The organism is Acinetobacter sp. A1-4-2 (genome assembly GCF_040233925.1).
In the GTDB taxonomy this organism is placed as follows: domain Bacteria; phylum Pseudomonadota; class Gammaproteobacteria; order Pseudomonadales; family Moraxellaceae; genus Acinetobacter.
Map to the genome: position 1 here is coordinate 2,570,072 of NZ_CP157981.1, position 15,384 is coordinate 2,585,455.

The 15,384-nt window shown below is 41.8% G+C and carries 15 protein-coding genes; all 15 read right to left on the minus strand.

The window, feature by feature from the left end; genetic code table 11:
- Window positions 1-118: 118 nt before the first annotated feature.
- The 15 genes from ABJ384_RS12440 to ABJ384_RS12510 all read right to left on the minus strand — a co-directional run bounded on the left by ABJ384_RS12440 (window position 119) and on the right by ABJ384_RS12510 (window position 15,384).
- Entirely contained in the window at window positions 119-766 is a 648-nt protein-coding gene (locus ABJ384_RS12440; RefSeq protein ID WP_349927668.1) for a 4'-phosphopantetheinyl transferase superfamily protein, read from the minus strand.
- A gap of 92 nt (window positions 767-858) precedes the next feature.
- Window positions 859-2,271 (minus strand): ribosome biogenesis GTPase Der, encoded by a 1,413-nt coding sequence (gene der / locus ABJ384_RS12445; protein ID WP_166169258.1) that lies wholly within the window; start codon window positions 2,269-2,271, stop codon window positions 859-861.
- Between the two features lie 165 nt (window positions 2,272-2,436).
- A complete protein-coding gene (gene bamB, locus ABJ384_RS12450; RefSeq protein ID WP_349927670.1) occupies window positions 2,437-3,585 on the minus strand; it encodes an outer membrane protein assembly factor BamB in 1,149 nt (382 codons plus the stop codon).
- The gene (locus tag ABJ384_RS12455; protein ID WP_166169254.1) at window positions 3,585-4,286 is read right to left on the minus strand and encodes a tetratricopeptide repeat protein; all 702 of its coding nucleotides are present in this window, start codon (window positions 4,284-4,286) and stop codon (window positions 3,585-3,587) included. Before ABJ384_RS12455 ends, bamB begins: the two co-directional genes overlap by 1 nt.
- 29 nt (window positions 4,287-4,315) lie before the next feature.
- Complete coding sequence (hisS, locus tag ABJ384_RS12460; protein ID WP_349927672.1) at window positions 4,316-5,611, minus strand: histidine--tRNA ligase; 1,296 nt, start codon at window positions 5,609-5,611, stop codon at window positions 4,316-4,318.
- Between the two features lie 3 nt (window positions 5,612-5,614).
- Window positions 5,615-6,736, minus strand: coding sequence for a flavodoxin-dependent (E)-4-hydroxy-3-methylbut-2-enyl-diphosphate synthase (gene ispG, locus ABJ384_RS12465; protein ID WP_086195369.1), 1,122 nt, complete (start codon window positions 6,734-6,736; stop codon window positions 5,615-5,617).
- Window positions 6,737-6,760: 24 nt separating this feature from the next.
- Entirely contained in the window at window positions 6,761-7,552 is a 792-nt protein-coding gene (locus ABJ384_RS12470) for a helix-turn-helix domain-containing protein (RefSeq protein ID WP_349927673.1), read from the minus strand.
- The gene (gene pilW, locus ABJ384_RS12475) at window positions 7,543-8,304 is read right to left on the minus strand and encodes a type IV pilus biogenesis/stability protein PilW (RefSeq protein WP_349927675.1); all 762 of its coding nucleotides are present in this window, start codon (window positions 8,302-8,304) and stop codon (window positions 7,543-7,545) included. The genes ABJ384_RS12470 and pilW overlap by 10 nt, the downstream gene beginning before the upstream one ends.
- Before the next feature lie 60 nt (window positions 8,305-8,364).
- Entirely contained in the window at window positions 8,365-9,600 is a 1,236-nt protein-coding gene (gene rlmN / locus ABJ384_RS12480; protein ID WP_086195366.1) for a 23S rRNA (adenine(2503)-C(2))-methyltransferase RlmN, read from the minus strand.
- A 122-nt stretch (window positions 9,601-9,722) separates the two neighbouring features.
- A complete protein-coding gene (gene ndk, locus ABJ384_RS12485; protein ID WP_086195365.1) occupies window positions 9,723-10,154 on the minus strand; it encodes a nucleoside-diphosphate kinase in 432 nt (143 codons plus the stop codon).
- Between the two features lie 111 nt (window positions 10,155-10,265).
- Entirely contained in the window at window positions 10,266-10,466 is a 201-nt protein-coding gene (gene iscX / locus ABJ384_RS12490; RefSeq protein ID WP_092819025.1) for a Fe-S cluster assembly protein IscX, read from the minus strand.
- A gap of 89 nt (window positions 10,467-10,555) precedes the next feature.
- Window positions 10,556-11,107 carry a phosphatase PAP2 family protein gene (locus ABJ384_RS12495; RefSeq protein ID WP_349927678.1) on the minus strand — a complete coding sequence of 184 codons (552 nt, stop codon included), beginning with the start codon at window positions 11,105-11,107 and terminating at the stop codon, window positions 10,556-10,558.
- Between the two features lie 31 nt (window positions 11,108-11,138).
- Window positions 11,139-12,419, minus strand: coding sequence for a glycosyltransferase family 1 protein (locus ABJ384_RS12500; RefSeq protein ID WP_349927680.1), 1,281 nt, complete (start codon window positions 12,417-12,419; stop codon window positions 11,139-11,141).
- Between the two features lie 203 nt (window positions 12,420-12,622).
- Window positions 12,623-13,036, minus strand: coding sequence for a hypothetical protein (locus tag ABJ384_RS12505; protein WP_349927682.1), 414 nt, complete (start codon window positions 13,034-13,036; stop codon window positions 12,623-12,625).
- A 14-nt stretch (window positions 13,037-13,050) separates the two neighbouring features.
- Window positions 13,051-15,384, minus strand: a complete 2,334-nt coding sequence (locus ABJ384_RS12510; protein ID WP_349927684.1) for a fimbria/pilus outer membrane usher protein — start codon at window positions 15,382-15,384, stop codon at window positions 13,051-13,053.

The following is a 15,384-nucleotide window of genomic DNA, read 5'->3' on the forward strand; positions in this document are numbered from 1 at the left end:
TATACAGGTCGCTGTTTTTTTTATCCTATCGATTTTTATTAATCTGTGTTTATCCAGATGAATCTTGGACTTTAAAACTGTTATGATCTTATGGCGACATGAATAAGAACCACATATTTTAAGATGACCAAATTATATTTATTTCAGGAAAGCTAAACCCCTTACAGGAGGCTTCTGAACGCCAGGCAACCGTAAGCATGACATGCCCCAAATGAAAGTTTTGATAAGCAAATGTTCCAATTAAAGGATGACTGCACAATCCGCCATTATGTACTGGATGAACGAAAGTATTTAACTCATTTAAATTTAAGCGCACGCCCAGTCCGGCAGCTTTCAATACTGCTTCTTTAGTGGTCCAGACTTTGAACCAATATTCAGAATCCTGCTCCAAGTCATTCCAGTATTTTAATTCATCAGGATGAAATGCATGATTCGCCAATGCTTCAAATCTAACCTTGCGATCCAGATCTTCAATATCCACCCCAATATCAGGCATAGTATGACTGGTGGCTAAAGCATAATTTTTTTGGCTATGACTATGATTAAAATAAAATTCAGGAAAATTAATTAAATACGGTTTACCATATTCAGTAGTCGTCAACTGCTCTTGCTGAATTGTGACCTGCAATTGCTCGGAAAGTAATTGATTACGAAAGTGATGGATTTGTTGTTTTTGCAACTGGATTTTGCTCTTGTGATCAAGTGCATGATCCAAATGAACGATCTGCTCCAGTGCATTTACTTCTACCCGTATCCGTCTGCTCACCAAGATCACCTGTCAAAAATAGAAGTATATTTTAAAAGAAAAAAAGCCCAAAGATCACTTTGGGCTTTTTGAATACCATTTAAAGCTGGTCTTTAACCACGTTTAAATTTCTTCTCAGCTTTCTTAAACTTCTGAACATAACGACGCTTACGTGCTGCAGTACGTTCATCAAGCTGAGATTTACGCCCTTCAAACGGGTTTTCTGAGGTTTTAAACTCAATTTTCACCGGTGTACCTTCAAGCTTGTACACTTTACGGAACACGTTTTCCAGATAACGACGATAATCCGCAGGGGTTTTATCCACCTTGTTCCCATGAATGACAATCGTCGGCGGGTTCTGACCACCAATATGGGCATAACGCATTTTGATGGCACGACCTTGAACTTTCGGTGGATGATGTGCATCGGTTGCATCATTCAAAATTTGCGTGATTTTTGCCGGTGATACTTTCAGATGTGAAGAATCATAAGCTCGGTGAATTGATGGATAAAGATCACCGACACCCGTACCATGCAGTGCAGAGATCAGGTGAATCTTCGCCCAAGGAATAAAGTCAAAGCGACGTTCCACATCCAGCTTGCATTGCTTACGATCATACTCGGACATGTTGTCCCATTTGTTGATCGCAATCACCATCGCACGACCGGCTTCAATCGCATAACCAATTAAATGCAAATCTTGCTCGACAATCCCTTCACGCGCATCCACCACGATCACCACAACATGTGCATCTTTCATGGCCTGTAAAGTTTTCACAATCGAGAATTTCTCGATCATTTCATCGACTTTACCTTTACGACGTACACCAGCAGTATCAATCAGGGTGTACTTACGGCCATCACGTTCGAACGGAATATAAATCGAGTCACGTGTTGTACCAGGCTGGTCAAATGCCACCACACGTTCTTCACCTAGAAGACGGTTGACCAGTGTCGATTTACCCACGTTTGGACGACCAATAATTGCCAGACGCAAGCCTGTGTCACGGTCATGTTCATCAAGGTTTTCATCTTCAGGCACATCTTGCAATACTTCTTCAAGCATTTGCTGTACGCCACGGCCATGACTGGCAGCAACTTGTAGTGGCTCACCCATACCCAGTTTGTAGAATTCACCCAGTGCAGCTTCAGCATGTACACCATCTACTTTATTGGCAACCAGGAAGACTTTTTTGCCCAAGGTACGCAAATCACGTGCAATCTGCTCATCAGATGCAAGCAGTCCGGCACGCGCGTCTACCACAAAGATGATTATGTCAGCTTCATGAATGGCTGTTTTGGACTGTTCAGCCATGTACGAGTCGATTCCACCTTCAGTTTCGCCAATACCACCAGTATCGACAACGATGAACGATTTATTTTGATATGTCGCATCGCCATACTTACGGTCACGGGTCAGACCGGCAAAGTCAGCAACAAGCGCATCACGGCTCTTGGTGATCTGGTTAAACAACGTTGATTTTCCGACGTTCGGACGACCAATGAGCGCAATTACGGGTTTCATAGATTAACCTTTATTCAAGATCAGCCAGTAGGTCTGGTCTGAACAATCAGAAACAATGGAAGAAATAATTAGCCAAAAATAAATAAAACACGGGGCATTGAACACTCAATCCCCCGTGTAAAAAAAATACGGTTAGCTTAGTTTAACATAAGGCTGAAAAAAATTTTAACGGTTCTGCCAAATGCTTAAAGCCCCCTTACGGGTCGCTACATAAAGTTGGTTATCAATTACACGCAGGGTACGCACTTCACCACTGGTTTTTGAACGACCAATCAGCTGGCCTGTAGCCGGATCAATGAGATGCAATACGCCATCCAGATCACCCACCACCAGATCCTGACCCAGAATTACCGGATTGCTGAGCTGGCGATTCAGTAAACTGTCATTTTGCCACAATTGTTCACCGGTGGTCAGTGAATAAGCGGTAATTTTTCCATCGGCTTGAGCCACATAAACGGTGTTATTAAAGACTTCCGGGCGTTGGATACTGCTGGCATCTTCGCTCCACACCACTTGTTGACTCGCCAGATCCATCACCGTTACCTGTCCCTGGTAGCTGGTTGTTACCAGAAATTGTCCAGCCACAACAGGATCGCCATCCAGATCATTCAGACGCTGAATATCCGAACGTCCATCACTCACAGCAACACGACGCTGCATACGCGGCACACCGCTAATAATATCCAGCGCATAAATATAGGCATTGGATGAAGCAATCAGTACAGTACGCGGATCAAGCGCAACCGGTGTCGCAACACCACGCAAGCTAAACTGTACATTCGGCAGATTATAAGTCCAGACTTGCTGACCAGTAGCCAGATCATGCGCATAGACCGTGTCATCATTGCTAACCGTAATGACACGACCGGACTGAATAAGTGACGCAGATAAAATGGCACCCGATAACTGGGCTGTCCACTTTTGCTCACCTGTGGCCTGATCCAGAGCAAACAGTTGACCTTTTTTATTACCGACCACCACCATGCCTTCGGCTGCTTCTATACCCGAGCTTAAGCCCAGCTTAGACACCTTTTTCTGCCACAAGCGTTGTTTGCCCTGATAGGCAGTCACTTCACCATTTGGATCGACAGCAAAAATCACGCCGTTATCGGCATCTAAGCGTAAACGTAACGGGTCTGCTTTACTGGTCGAAGAAACACTTTGAGAAAATACAGGAACAAGAGTCTTTGCTTGCACCAATTTAGGCAATGGATTCGGTTTAACCTCTTCTACCTTGATTTTATTGGTAGAACAACCAGCAAGTGCAAATGTTAAAATTGTTAGTGCAAACGGTATTTTGTATTTTCTATCCATTACGACTCATCCACTTGTGTTTCTAAAATTGGGCGTTCAACATCAGGATCATCAACTAAAACGCCAACACTTTCGAGTTTAATTTGTAAAATTTGACGTTCTTGCTTACGTTCAAGTAACGCATCCCATGCGCTCATATACGATTTTTTAGCATTTTCGATATCATTTTTAGCCACATAAACATCACCGCGTGCTTCATCAGCAGTTGCCTTAAAGGCAGGATCGGTCACTGCAGCTAATGTTTTAATGGCATCGTCATATTTTTTTTGTGCCAACTGGGCATAAGCCAAACGCAGCTTAACCACCTGTACCAGACCGACATCATCCAGTTTGGAATTTTCAACTTTTTTCAAGGCACGTTCTGCATGTGCATAATCGGCTTTGTCATAAGCCAGTTTGGCCATTAACAATTGAGTTTGAATGGCCTGCACAGAATCCGGAGCTTCTTTAACAATCTTGTCTGCAGTTGCAGATAAGGCATTAAATGCATTGGCATCGCCTGAGACACTTTTTGCATCATCCATCAACTGTTGAACCTTGGCTGTTTCCATTTGAGACTCAGCCAGGTTCTTCTTCTGCCAATATTCCCAGCCGAAAAAGGCAATCAACGCAATTAAAATTCCGCTCATCATGGCAGAACCATATTTTTTAGCGAAAGATTTTAAGCTATCAAGTTGTTCTGCATCACTCAATGCGTTCATGGGATTACCTTTTCCTTATGTTATTCGGCTTATTTTGAAGAAAATTTTTCAATGATAAATGGCACAAAGTCAGTCACTGCAATTTCAGTCTGTTCTGCTGTTGCCAGTTCCTTGACCAGAATGTGCTGCGCTTCAGCTTCACGCCCACCAAAGATTAAAGCATAAACAGCACCCGCCTGATCGGCTTTTTTCATCTGGCTTTTCATTGAACCTTGTGAACCGGTTTTTAAACGGATACGGCTATTGGCTGCTTCAAGCTGGTCACGGATCTGTTCGGCAAGCACCAAGGCTTGACCTTGAGTTGCAGGGTCTGAAACCAGGAACATTTCACAGTCACGGACTGGCGTATTGTCTTCCACCTGTTCAAGTAGCAGCAACAAACGCTCCATACCCATGGCAAAGCCCACCGCAGGCACCGACTGATCAGGCTTGCCTTTAAGCTGACCAACCAGACCATCATAACGACCACCGGCACATACGGTACCTTGTGAACCCAAATGCGTGGTGGTCCATTCAAATACAGTTTTGTTATAGTAGTCCAGACCACGTACCAGCTTCTGGTTAATGACAAAACTTACGCTAGCATCAGTCAAATATTGCTGAAGCTGAGCAAAATGCGCCAAGGTTTCTTCACCCATGAAATCATGCAGCTTAGGCGCATTTTCCAGAATCGACTGCGTTTTCGCATCTTTAGAGTCAAGAATACGTAGCGGGTTTGTGGTTAAACGGCGCTGAGAATCCTCATCCAGATCGGCTTTATGCGACTCTAAAAATTCAACCAGTGCTGCACGGTATGCTGCACGCTCATCCGACTCACCTAAGGTGTTGAGTTCAAGTTGAACTTTGTCCGCCACACCCATACGTTTCCACAAACGTGCCGTCATCAGAATCAATTCAGCATCCTGATCTGGCGTTGCCACACCAAACGTTTCCACACCAAACTGGTGAAACTGGCGGTAACGGCCTTTTTGCGGTTTTTCATAACGGAACATTGGCCCGATATACCACACACGAGGGGTCGCACCGCGAAGCAAGTTATGCTCCAGCATGGCACGTACACAGCCTGCCGTTCCTTCCGGACGCAGCGTCAAAGACTCGGGTGGATTACCTTTGTCCAGAAAAGTGTACATTTCTTTTTCGACGATATCGGTTGCATCACCAATTGAACGCTTGAACAGATTGGTCTGCTCAACCATCGGCAAACGGATTTGCTGGTAACCATAAGCATCCATAAGTGATGCTAAATGTTGCTCAAGACGTCTCCACGCGGGGGTTTGCGTTGGAAGAATGTCATTAAAACCTTTGATTGCGACAATTGAACTCATGATCTACTCAGAAAAACCTGTGCGAATAATCTCTTTAGATTTAGCTTCTTCAAGCTCGGAAACACGTTGACGAACCATAGATTCGATTTCATCAACCAGTTGATTGGTATCGATTAAATGGCTTTTCTCGCCATTACGATACACCAGTGAACGCGGACTTGCACCTACCACGCCAATATCGGCTTCTTTGGCTTCACCCGGACCATTCACTTTACAGCCAATCACAGACACATCCATGGGGGTACGAATATCTTCTAAACGCTCTTCCAGTGCCTGCATCACTTTAATCACGTTAAATTCCTGACGTGAACAGCTTGGGCAGGCAATGAAGTTAATGCCGTTGGAACGAAGACCCAGTGATTTTAAAATATCAAAACCGATCTTGATTTCTTCTTCAGGCTCGGCCGCCAGCGAAATACGCATGGTATCGCCAATGCCTTCCATGAGCAGACCGCCAAGCGCAATCGCCGACTTCACTGAACCTGTACGGTAGATACCTGCTTCGGTCACGCCTAAATGCAGTGGATTATCAATTTGTTGAGATAAAAGACGATATGCATCCATAGTCAGGAATACGTTCGAAGCTTTCACTGACACTTTAAACTCATGGAAGTCTAAGCGGTCTAAAATATCGATATGACGCATGGCCGATTCAAGCAATGCCTGACCAGTTGGTTCGCCATATTTTTTCTGGATATCTTTTTCCAGTGAACCGGCATTCACCCCGATCCGCATAGAAATGTCATGATGTTTCGCCGCAGCCACCACTTCACGAATTTTTGCTTCCGAGCCAATATTGCCCGGATTAATCCGTAAACAGTCTGCACCCGCATCCGCCACCGCTAAAGCAATTTTATAGTCGAAGTGAATGTCAGCCACCAGCGGAACATTCACCTGCTTGCGAATTTCACCGAATGCGGCCGCTGCTTCCATACTGGGTACGGAAACACGCATGATATCGGCACCGGCATCTACACAACGCTGAATTTGTGCAACAGTTGCAGCAACATCACAGGTTTCGGTATTGGTCATACTCTGGATGCTGATCGGGGCATCACCACCTACATACACAGAACCGACACGAATTTTACGAGTGGGACGGCGCTTAATCGGATTTTCAATCATTGCTATCGCTCTATTCTTGACTCATTAACGTGACAAACGGAAATCTGCTTTTCCGTTGACGGTATAAGGTGACAATGCAATATTTTCATTGTTTAACTTCAACGTTACCGCTGCTGCATCATCCAGACGAATCTGGAAAGGGGTTTCACCATTCAGCTTCAAGGTAGATGCCTGACGGCCTGTTGCCAACACTTTACCCGTTGAATCTACAATATGCACAGACGTTGGCTGGCTAAACTCTAACTCAAGCTGGTCACCCGAAACCACAGTCGAGTTATCCAGATTCAGCACCTGCACATCGGATTCGGCAGGTGCTGCTTCAGGACTCTGGGCATCTTTGCTGGATGACCAGTTTTGTATCCCCATCACAACAGCAGCGATGACAACCAATGCCACCAAAGCAAGCAGAATACGTTTTAACCATTTCTTGTTACGATCACGATTAGAACCTGGTAGCTTACCCATGATTTTAATTGGTGAATTGTTTAAGGCATGATTGGGCAACAATCCTGTATCATTTTGATAAATTTCATCAAAACGTTGAATGATAGAACTTGCATCCACCTTCAGGTACTTCGCATAGGTACGATAATAACCCTTAATAAAGGTCGCTTCTGGCAAAGACTTATAATCATCTTGTTCTAAAGCAGTCAAAGTCTTTATAGGGATATTTAAATCTTTGACCACTTCACTTAATTCACGCTTTTGTGCAATTCGAACTTGACGTAAGTACTCGCCTGGACGCTGAACATTTCCTAACGCAGTGGGTACTACGCTTGAACCATTCGATTGCGGTGAATTAGGATTTACTTCCATACGGCCTCAGTACTGTACTGTAATTGCAGATAACGTTGGTATTCCGGACTCTCGGGAAAAAGCGCGCGCAACTGATTGACAAGCACCTGTGTTCCCATTGGGTCGCTATTTGCCCGCGCAATTCGGATACCAATCCAAAGCGCACGCGCACCTTGATTCTTTTGACCAACACTGCGCACAAACTGTTCATACAATTGTGTTGCAGCAGCGGTCTGCTGTTTGAGATAAAAAATTTCTGACAACTCTAACATTGAAACATAAGAGTCGCGATTTACTTGCAGAGCCTGTTTGAATGTTTTTTCAGCATTCACCATATCGCCTTGCTTTAAATAAATCCGTCCCGCATTTTCCAATGCTCTGTAGCGTTGTTCATAGCCCAACATAGTTCCGGCCACATTGAGTTGTTCAAGCGCGTCATTATAACGCTCAATTTGATACAAATAAGTACCGTAGTTGTTACGCGCTTGTGCATTTTTCGGATCAGCAGAAATTGCGCGCTTAAAATAGCTCTCTGCTTTGTCCATGCTGATTTTACTGCCCTCTTGTTGCAGTAAAACCCCCATCATCATATTTGCTGTTGAATCACGTGAATCTACTTCCAGTGCCTGATCCAGAGTACGTTTTGCTGAATCCAGGTCACCCGACTTAATATATTCTGCCGCCAATTGAGTGCGAACTTTCACTGCCTTCTCAGGATCTTTTTTCCCGATTGTTGCTGGTGTCTGACACCCGGCAACAAAAATTGCGGACATACAAATTGTTGTAATAAAAGCTAATTTATATGTGGGCTTTCTCAATTGACATCCCCTTTATTATCCTTGAGTGCGCAGAATCTCATTCTGCTGTGCCACTTTCTTTTTCCACTGTTCCGCACGACGGGTACGGTCAGCAACTTGTCCAACCAACTGTCCACACGCGGCATCAATATCATCACCACGCGTCTGACGAATCGTACACACAAAACCGGCATCAGACAAAGTTTTTTGGAAAGAAATAATCCGGTTACGGCTGGAACGCCCATAGGGTGCATGCGGGAACGGATTAAATGGAATCAGGTTAATTTTGCTGGGTAAATTTTTAAGCAGCTTAATCATTTGCTGTGCATGCTCAGGATGGTCATTCACGCCATCCAGCATCACATATTCAATAGTCACGTGTTTACGTGAACTTTCATTACCATCTTTGCCAATATAGCGCTGACAGGCTGCAATCAACTGCTCTAAAGGATATTTTTTATTGATCGGCACCAGCTCGTTACGCAGCTCATCATTGGTGGCATGCAATGAAATCGCCAAGGCAACATCAATATCTTGTGCCAACTGATCAATTTTTGGTACCACGCCCGAAGTCGACAAGGTCACACGGCGTTTTGACATGCCATAAGCAAAGTCATCTAGCATGATACGCATTGAATTCAGCACGGCATCGTAGTTCAACAATGGCTCACCCATGCCCATCATCACCACATTGGTCACAGAACGCTCACGTTCTGCCACAGGCACATCTTCCATATAGGAATAATTTGCCATCCACAGCTGACCGATAATTTCAGCCTGGCTTAAATCACGCTGGAAACCCTGTTTGCCCGTAGAACAGAATGAACAGTCCAGTGCACAGCCGACCTGTGAAGAAATACACAGAGTTTTACGAGAACCGGTTTTGTCTTCTGCAGGAATCAGCACGGTTTCAACAAGAGAACCATCACCATCGCCGACACGGAACACCCACTTACGGGTACCATCTTTGGAATAGTTTTTATGCACCACTTCCGGGGCTTTAATTTCACAAATCTTTTCTAATTTTTCACGCAGTTTGCCAGAAATATTGGTCATTTCAGCAAAGTCGGTCACGAAGAATTGGTGAATCCATTTCATCACCTGCCCGGCACGAAATTTCTTCTCACCCATATCTTCGAAGAATTTTTCCATTTGCGGACGTGACATGCCAAGTAAGTTCACTTTTTCCACAGAATTTTGCTGCGTCGGAGCGGATGGAGATGGTTGCTGTGCATCAGAAATTGCTGATGTAGCGACTACTTCAGTACTCATGTGTATTACCTAAACCATGCCTAAAGATGAAAGGAGAAGCTCAATATCTGAGCAGAGAATTATTCAGAGAATAAAAAAACCAGATAAGTATAATAACACTTATCTGGCTTGAATACTGCGTATTAACGAGTACGTGGAGCAATCTCAGTTTGCGCGAAGAAATAGTTAATTTCGCGGTCAGCAGATGCTACAGAGTCAGAACCGTGAGCAGCATTTTCGTCGATGCTTACAGCAAAGTCTGCACGGATAGTACCAGGAGCTGCTTCTTTAGGGTTAGTTGCACCCAAAATTTCACGGTGAGCAAGTACTGCGTTTTCGCCTTCAAGAACAGAAACTACAACTGGACCAGAAGTCATGAACGCAACTAAATCACCAAAGAAACCACGTTCTTTGTGCTCAGCATAGAAGCCTTCAGCTTCAGCTTGAGTCAAGTGTTTCATTTTAGTTGCAACGATTTGAAGACCAGCTTTTTCGAAACGAGCAAAAATGTCGCCGATGTGGTTTTTAGCAACTGCGTCTGGTTTAACGATAGATAAAGTACGTTCAATAGCCATTGATTGGCTCCTTAAGTCAATTGTTGACATGAAAATTTGCCGCATTATACCGAATAATGGGCTTTTTTCTGCTTTTGATATGTAAAAAAATTGCTTTTTTCGATGTAGCGCTTAACGCACTTCATCAATCCAGGCCATTTGAATTCCTTCCAGCAAACCTTCAGTCGATTTGGTTGGGTCATCACTAAAGTCTGGTAATGCACATACCCAGGCATGTAAGTCGGTAAAACGAATCCATTGCGGATCCACATCTGGATGTGCTTCAGAAAGCTCAATCGCAATATCAATAGTATCTGTCCAACGCAAACCCATGGCTATTCCTAATATGTTCAAATCAGTGGCAATACTTTAGCAAATTTTGGAAAAATCGCGTGATTTTCCTGATTCATCAGCATGCATTTTTATAACATGATATTAAAAAAAGGCGCACTCTCAATAATGCCACCTGCAATCACAACACCAATCAATGCGCCTACCAGCACGTCACTCGGATAATGTAGCCCCAATACCATACGTGATATCGCCACCAGAATGGTAAAAGGTAACATCAGAATCAATAGCACGGGCTGAATATAGCCCATGACCGTACTTGCCATGACAGCATGCAAAGTATGACCAGAAGGAAAACTGAAATGGTCGAGCGGCGGTTCTTGCAATCGAATCACCTGATGTACTTGATAAGGTCGAGGACGTACCGTTTTTTGTTTTAAGATTTTATAAATTACGGTACCTACCGATCCGCTAACCAGCAGATATAACACTTGTACAATATAAAATACCCCTTCCAGCACCCATAGACTGGCGAGCATAATGAACCAGAACAAACCATTGCCAAAACGGCTGATTATTTTAAAAAAGTGGGCTACCGTATGTGAATGTGAAAAATTATTCAAATACAAGCAACCCTTTAAATCCAGATCCAACATCGTTATTTTTGCTTTTTTTAAATCCATGATGATGCTCCTTTAAGCTGTCGCTTAAAATTTAGGATGTCATTACTGTCTCCATCGCTGCCGTATACAGTGCTTGCTCAAACTGTTGCACTGGATATTGCCAACCTATATGTTGCACGGCCTTTCGAGCTTCCAGTCCCATATGTTTCAATTGCTGATTGCTCGGCAACTGATACATTGACTGCATAAAACCTGTCTTATCACCCAAAGAACTCAACCAACCTGTCAAGCCGTGTTTAACATGCAAATGTGCACAGGCATAATTATAGGCAATCACTGGCAAACCGCTTGCCATGGCCTCCAGCACCACATTGCCAAAGGTTTCAACCTGACTGGCAAATACAAAAACATTTGCACTTGCATAAGCTTGGGCAAGTTTCTGACCTGATAAATTTCCTGTAAAAATGACATCATGTCCTTGGCATAATGTTTCGAGACGACCACGCTCCGGACCATCCCCCACAATTACCAGTTTGATATCCGGATTATTTTTCTTCATGGAGAGATAGGCTTGAACCAGAACATCTATCTCCTTTTCAGGTGACAACCGTCCCACATAAAGCATGACCTGAGTGCTCGGTGTTGCCTGCCATTGCTGACGTAAAACGCTGGAGTAATGTTGGGGTGAAAAATGCGTAACATCCACGCCACGCCCCACCACAACCAAAGGACAACAAATGCCAAATTCTCTTAAAATATATTCCGTATCTTTACTGGGAATACAGGTCAGTTGTGTATTGTTATGAAACCAACGTAAATAACGCTGAATGGGCTTAATTAAAAAGGCTAAATCGAAATAGCGACTAAATTCTTGAAAAGGTGAATGGAAGGCACTTGAAACAGGTATGCCCTTTGTCTTCGCTGCCTGCAAAACGCTTAATCCCAATGGTCCTTCTGTAACAATATGCACAACATTTGGTGCAAACTGATCCAATGCCTGAGAGACTTTTAAAAATTGTGGCCAGCCAAATTGCAAGCTTGGATATTGAGGAATAGCCTGAGCTTTGACTAAACACTGCTGATTTGGCAAAAATTGATCACACAGCTGCTTTTGTTCCGGCCGAATCAGTAAAATTTTATGGCCCTGTTTCTGCAAACCCTTGCAGAGTTGCAATAGAGACAGTGCCACGCCATTAATTTCTGGAGACCAGGTTTCTGTCACAATGGCAATTTTCAGCCGTGGGCGAATTAACCCAGTGAGTATCGCGACATCATCAAAAATGCGGTCTTGCTTATTTTTTTTAAAATAAAATTGGAAATTTTCTGGAAAATTTTGTTGTCTTAGCAGGTTGCTCGCATACAAATTTGCCATACAGCACCTATATCGTTATTTTAGATTTAGCTTAGATGTTAATTCTTTCAGTTTGATGATTCTTAGATGACTGTTTATTGAAACGTTGTATAATGCTAACAGCCAATAAAAACACGCTCCTCTTCCAAAGCTAGCTATTTTAAACAGCTCTTTTCAGTTTTACGTTCAATTACAGACCAGTCCTTCACTGGCATACAAAATAATTAAAATAATAGGTTTACGTATATTACATCGCTATATATGCCAACTGGCGTACGTATAGAAGGCTGTTCTTCCAATCGTACCGCAATGACATATTTACTATCTTTTGAATTTCCCGACTGGGAAAGAGGCACATTCCACTGATTTCTCACAGGACCCGAAATATTCATTCGGGTTTTCAAGCGGTAAGTACCATTTGATACATAACTCGAACCATCCGAGCTACGCAAATTTTGACTGCTAAATTTAATTGCATAGGACTGGTCACAAAAGACTTTAAAGGAAGTTGCAGCAAAACTATGATAATAATCTGCCAAATGCATGACCGGTTCTGATATAGCATTTAAATAGCATTGCCCCGCATAAGCTAAAGCACAATTTGCATAGAGTAAAATGACCATGATAATTTTTTTCATTGTAATAACCCTTTCTAGCGACAAATAACATCCATAACTGACTGCTCTAGCGCTTTTTGGTTCTGATTTGACACCTCAAAAGTACCCTGACATGTCTCGCCACCCTTGGCTTTCGCTAAAAACCGATATTTATTCGGTTTTAATCCATATAAATACACCCTACCCTGGGCATCCACAGGGAAATACTGGCTCTCTTCACCATTGATATATACTTCGCTTGTACGAGGCATCTGTTGATTATTTTGATCCAATAAACGCAAAATGACTTGTTGGGTATGATATACAGGAAAATCTAGAATATAGCCCCGTTGATTTAAGCCAATCATTTTTTGGCTCGAATAATCAAATGCATCTTCAATTGCTAACTGATTTTGGTCAAACGAAATATCATAGGGCACATAAGGAATAATATTATGTACAAACACATAGCCATCTTTATTGGTGCTTCCTACAGGAGATAATGACCTTGCAACATCAATCTCTGGAGAATCCTCAACTTTAACTAAAGCGAATGCATTATCAACAGATTTTGTTAATGCTACTTTTCCACCCAACCAGACAATAGCCCCGCGATAAATCACCTGATTATTTTCATATTCATCAGATTGGTCCAATTGAACACGTAAATCCCCTACATTTGATTTTAATAAACCCGCAGCTTGATAAGCTAAATTTCCACGACGCTGATTTGCCCCCAAAACATAATCAAACCCAGTTTGTGCTGGAGATGCTTTGACAAATTGCACCCTTGTTTCATTATCTGTTGAATGTGAGAAGTAAGCATTCTTGTTATTACCTAAGCTATAGTTTAAAGATAAATATGCACCAGAATTTTTATCACCAGCAAACTCTTTAAAACCTGAAATACTGAATGAAAGATTTGAACGCAGCATTTTAGAAATACTTAGATTTAATATACGGCTATCTGAAATATTAAAATTATCATTTTCATAATAAATTCGTTCTAAATAATTTAAATTAAAATTATTTATTATTGGCAAATCATACATACTGAAATAAAAAATATAATCATATTTTGGAATGAGTACTTCATTACTATAGCCCAAAGTTTTATAATTATCAGTGGAATACTGCCCACTAAAACCCAAGTAAATATTATTTACAGTACGACTAATCGAGCCACCTACCGAATAGCCAGATCCATCATTACTATCACTTCCTGCAATAAAAGCGTCTAATAATGCATATTTACTAATCGCTTGAGTCCATAAAAACCCCAAATTCTTTACTTCTTCACTATATGTAGCATTAAACCCAAGGGTAGTTAAATTACTTATACCCCGCCTAAAATAAATATTAGAAAAAAATTCCCTATAATCATTACTTTGAAGATCATAGTTATATCTAATCTTACCTAAAGAAATATTATATTCATTTAACCCAGGTTTAAGCAGTTTATTATTAATATATACAGGAAAAATCTGGACTGTTTTATTACCCAAAATATCTTCTACCACTACCTGAGCATCTCCAGATTGTTGAATCAATGCACCAGGCTGTAAAGTATAATTCCCCGGAGTAATTCTTTGTTGAGAAATACTCACCCCATTAATATATAAATCCACAGTTGAGGGTAAAACAGCGCTTCCTTTTAAAGTCGGCATATTCCAATAAATATAGTCAGGCCGATCTGTAAAATTTGTTCCAAAACTTAAACCACCATAACGTACTGAATTAACGAAGGGGTTGGAAATAGTGGTGGTATCACCCACGGTTAAACTTAAAAACTTATCGGGAAAATCTAGATCAAAAGCGGACCTTAGACGAACTATTTTTTCTTGTTTTACCTCTTCCGGTGCCAGAGCCAGTTCATTCTCAGTTAAATTTCGTATAAGCGTAGAATTTTGAAATAACCAATAATCTTTAAACACCCCTAATTCTGCTAATGAATTAAATTGGTCATCCTGTGAAGTCTGCTCATAAAAAAGATCATAATTTAAAAAAGCACCCAAAGCTGCCCTATTAGGCATAATCAATTTTTCTTGATCTATTTCTTTAGCTTGAAAATACTCTGCGGGTACTGTTAGTTTTACTGACTGTACATGTGTATCTATTTCAGCAAGAGCTGGGTTCAGTGAAACCAAGCAAAACTCTTTTTTTATGGGATGGATAGGAAAATAATCTCCTTTCAACTCTAAAGCATTTAAAGATTGGCACTCTATATATATTTTTTTATCTTCTTCAAATACTAATGTTTCTATATTTTTATCTATACCATTTAACCAGACGTTACTAAAAAAAACATTGTTCTCCTCTGCATTTACCCGCTGAATAGGTAGGACTATATTTAAAAATATACATGGCAAAAACAATATGATTTTTTGCAT

Coding starts and splice junctions, on each gene's coding strand:
- der (WP_166169258.1), bottom strand. CDS start 2,271: ATGAAACCCGTAATTGCGCTCATTGGTCGTCCGAACGTCGGAAAATCA.
- bamB (WP_349927670.1), bottom strand. CDS start 3,585: ATGGATAGAAAATACAAAATACCGTTTGCACTAACAATTTTAACATTT.
- ABJ384_RS12455 (WP_166169254.1), bottom strand. CDS start 4,286: ATGAACGCATTGAGTGATGCAGAACAACTTGATAGCTTAAAATCTTTC.
- hisS (WP_349927672.1), bottom strand. CDS start 5,611: ATGAGTTCAATTGTCGCAATCAAAGGTTTTAATGACATTCTTCCAACG.
- ispG (WP_086195369.1), bottom strand. CDS start 6,736: ATGATTGAAAATCCGATTAAGCGCCGTCCCACTCGTAAAATTCGTGTC.
- ABJ384_RS12470 (WP_349927673.1), bottom strand. CDS start 7,552: ATGGAAGTAAATCCTAATTCACCGCAATCGAATGGTTCAAGCGTAGTA.
- pilW (WP_349927675.1), bottom strand. CDS start 8,304: ATGTCCGCAATTTTTGTTGCCGGGTGTCAGACACCAGCAACAATCGGG.
- rlmN (WP_086195366.1), bottom strand. CDS start 9,600: ATGAGTACTGAAGTAGTCGCTACATCAGCAATTTCTGATGCACAGCAA.
- ndk (WP_086195365.1), bottom strand. CDS start 10,154: ATGGCTATTGAACGTACTTTATCTATCGTTAAACCAGACGCAGTTGCT.
- iscX (WP_092819025.1), bottom strand. CDS start 10,466: ATGGGTTTGCGTTGGACAGATACTATTGATATTGCGATTGAGCTTTCT.
- ABJ384_RS12495 (WP_349927678.1), bottom strand. CDS start 11,107: ATGGATTTAAAAAAAGCAAAAATAACGATGTTGGATCTGGATTTAAAG.
- ABJ384_RS12500 (WP_349927680.1), bottom strand. CDS start 12,419: ATGGCAAATTTGTATGCGAGCAACCTGCTAAGACAACAAAATTTTCCA.
- ABJ384_RS12505 (WP_349927682.1), bottom strand. CDS start 13,036: ATGAAAAAAATTATCATGGTCATTTTACTCTATGCAAATTGTGCTTTA.
- ABJ384_RS12510 (WP_349927684.1), bottom strand. CDS start 15,384: ATGCAAAAAATCATATTGTTTTTGCCATGTATATTTTTAAATATAGTC.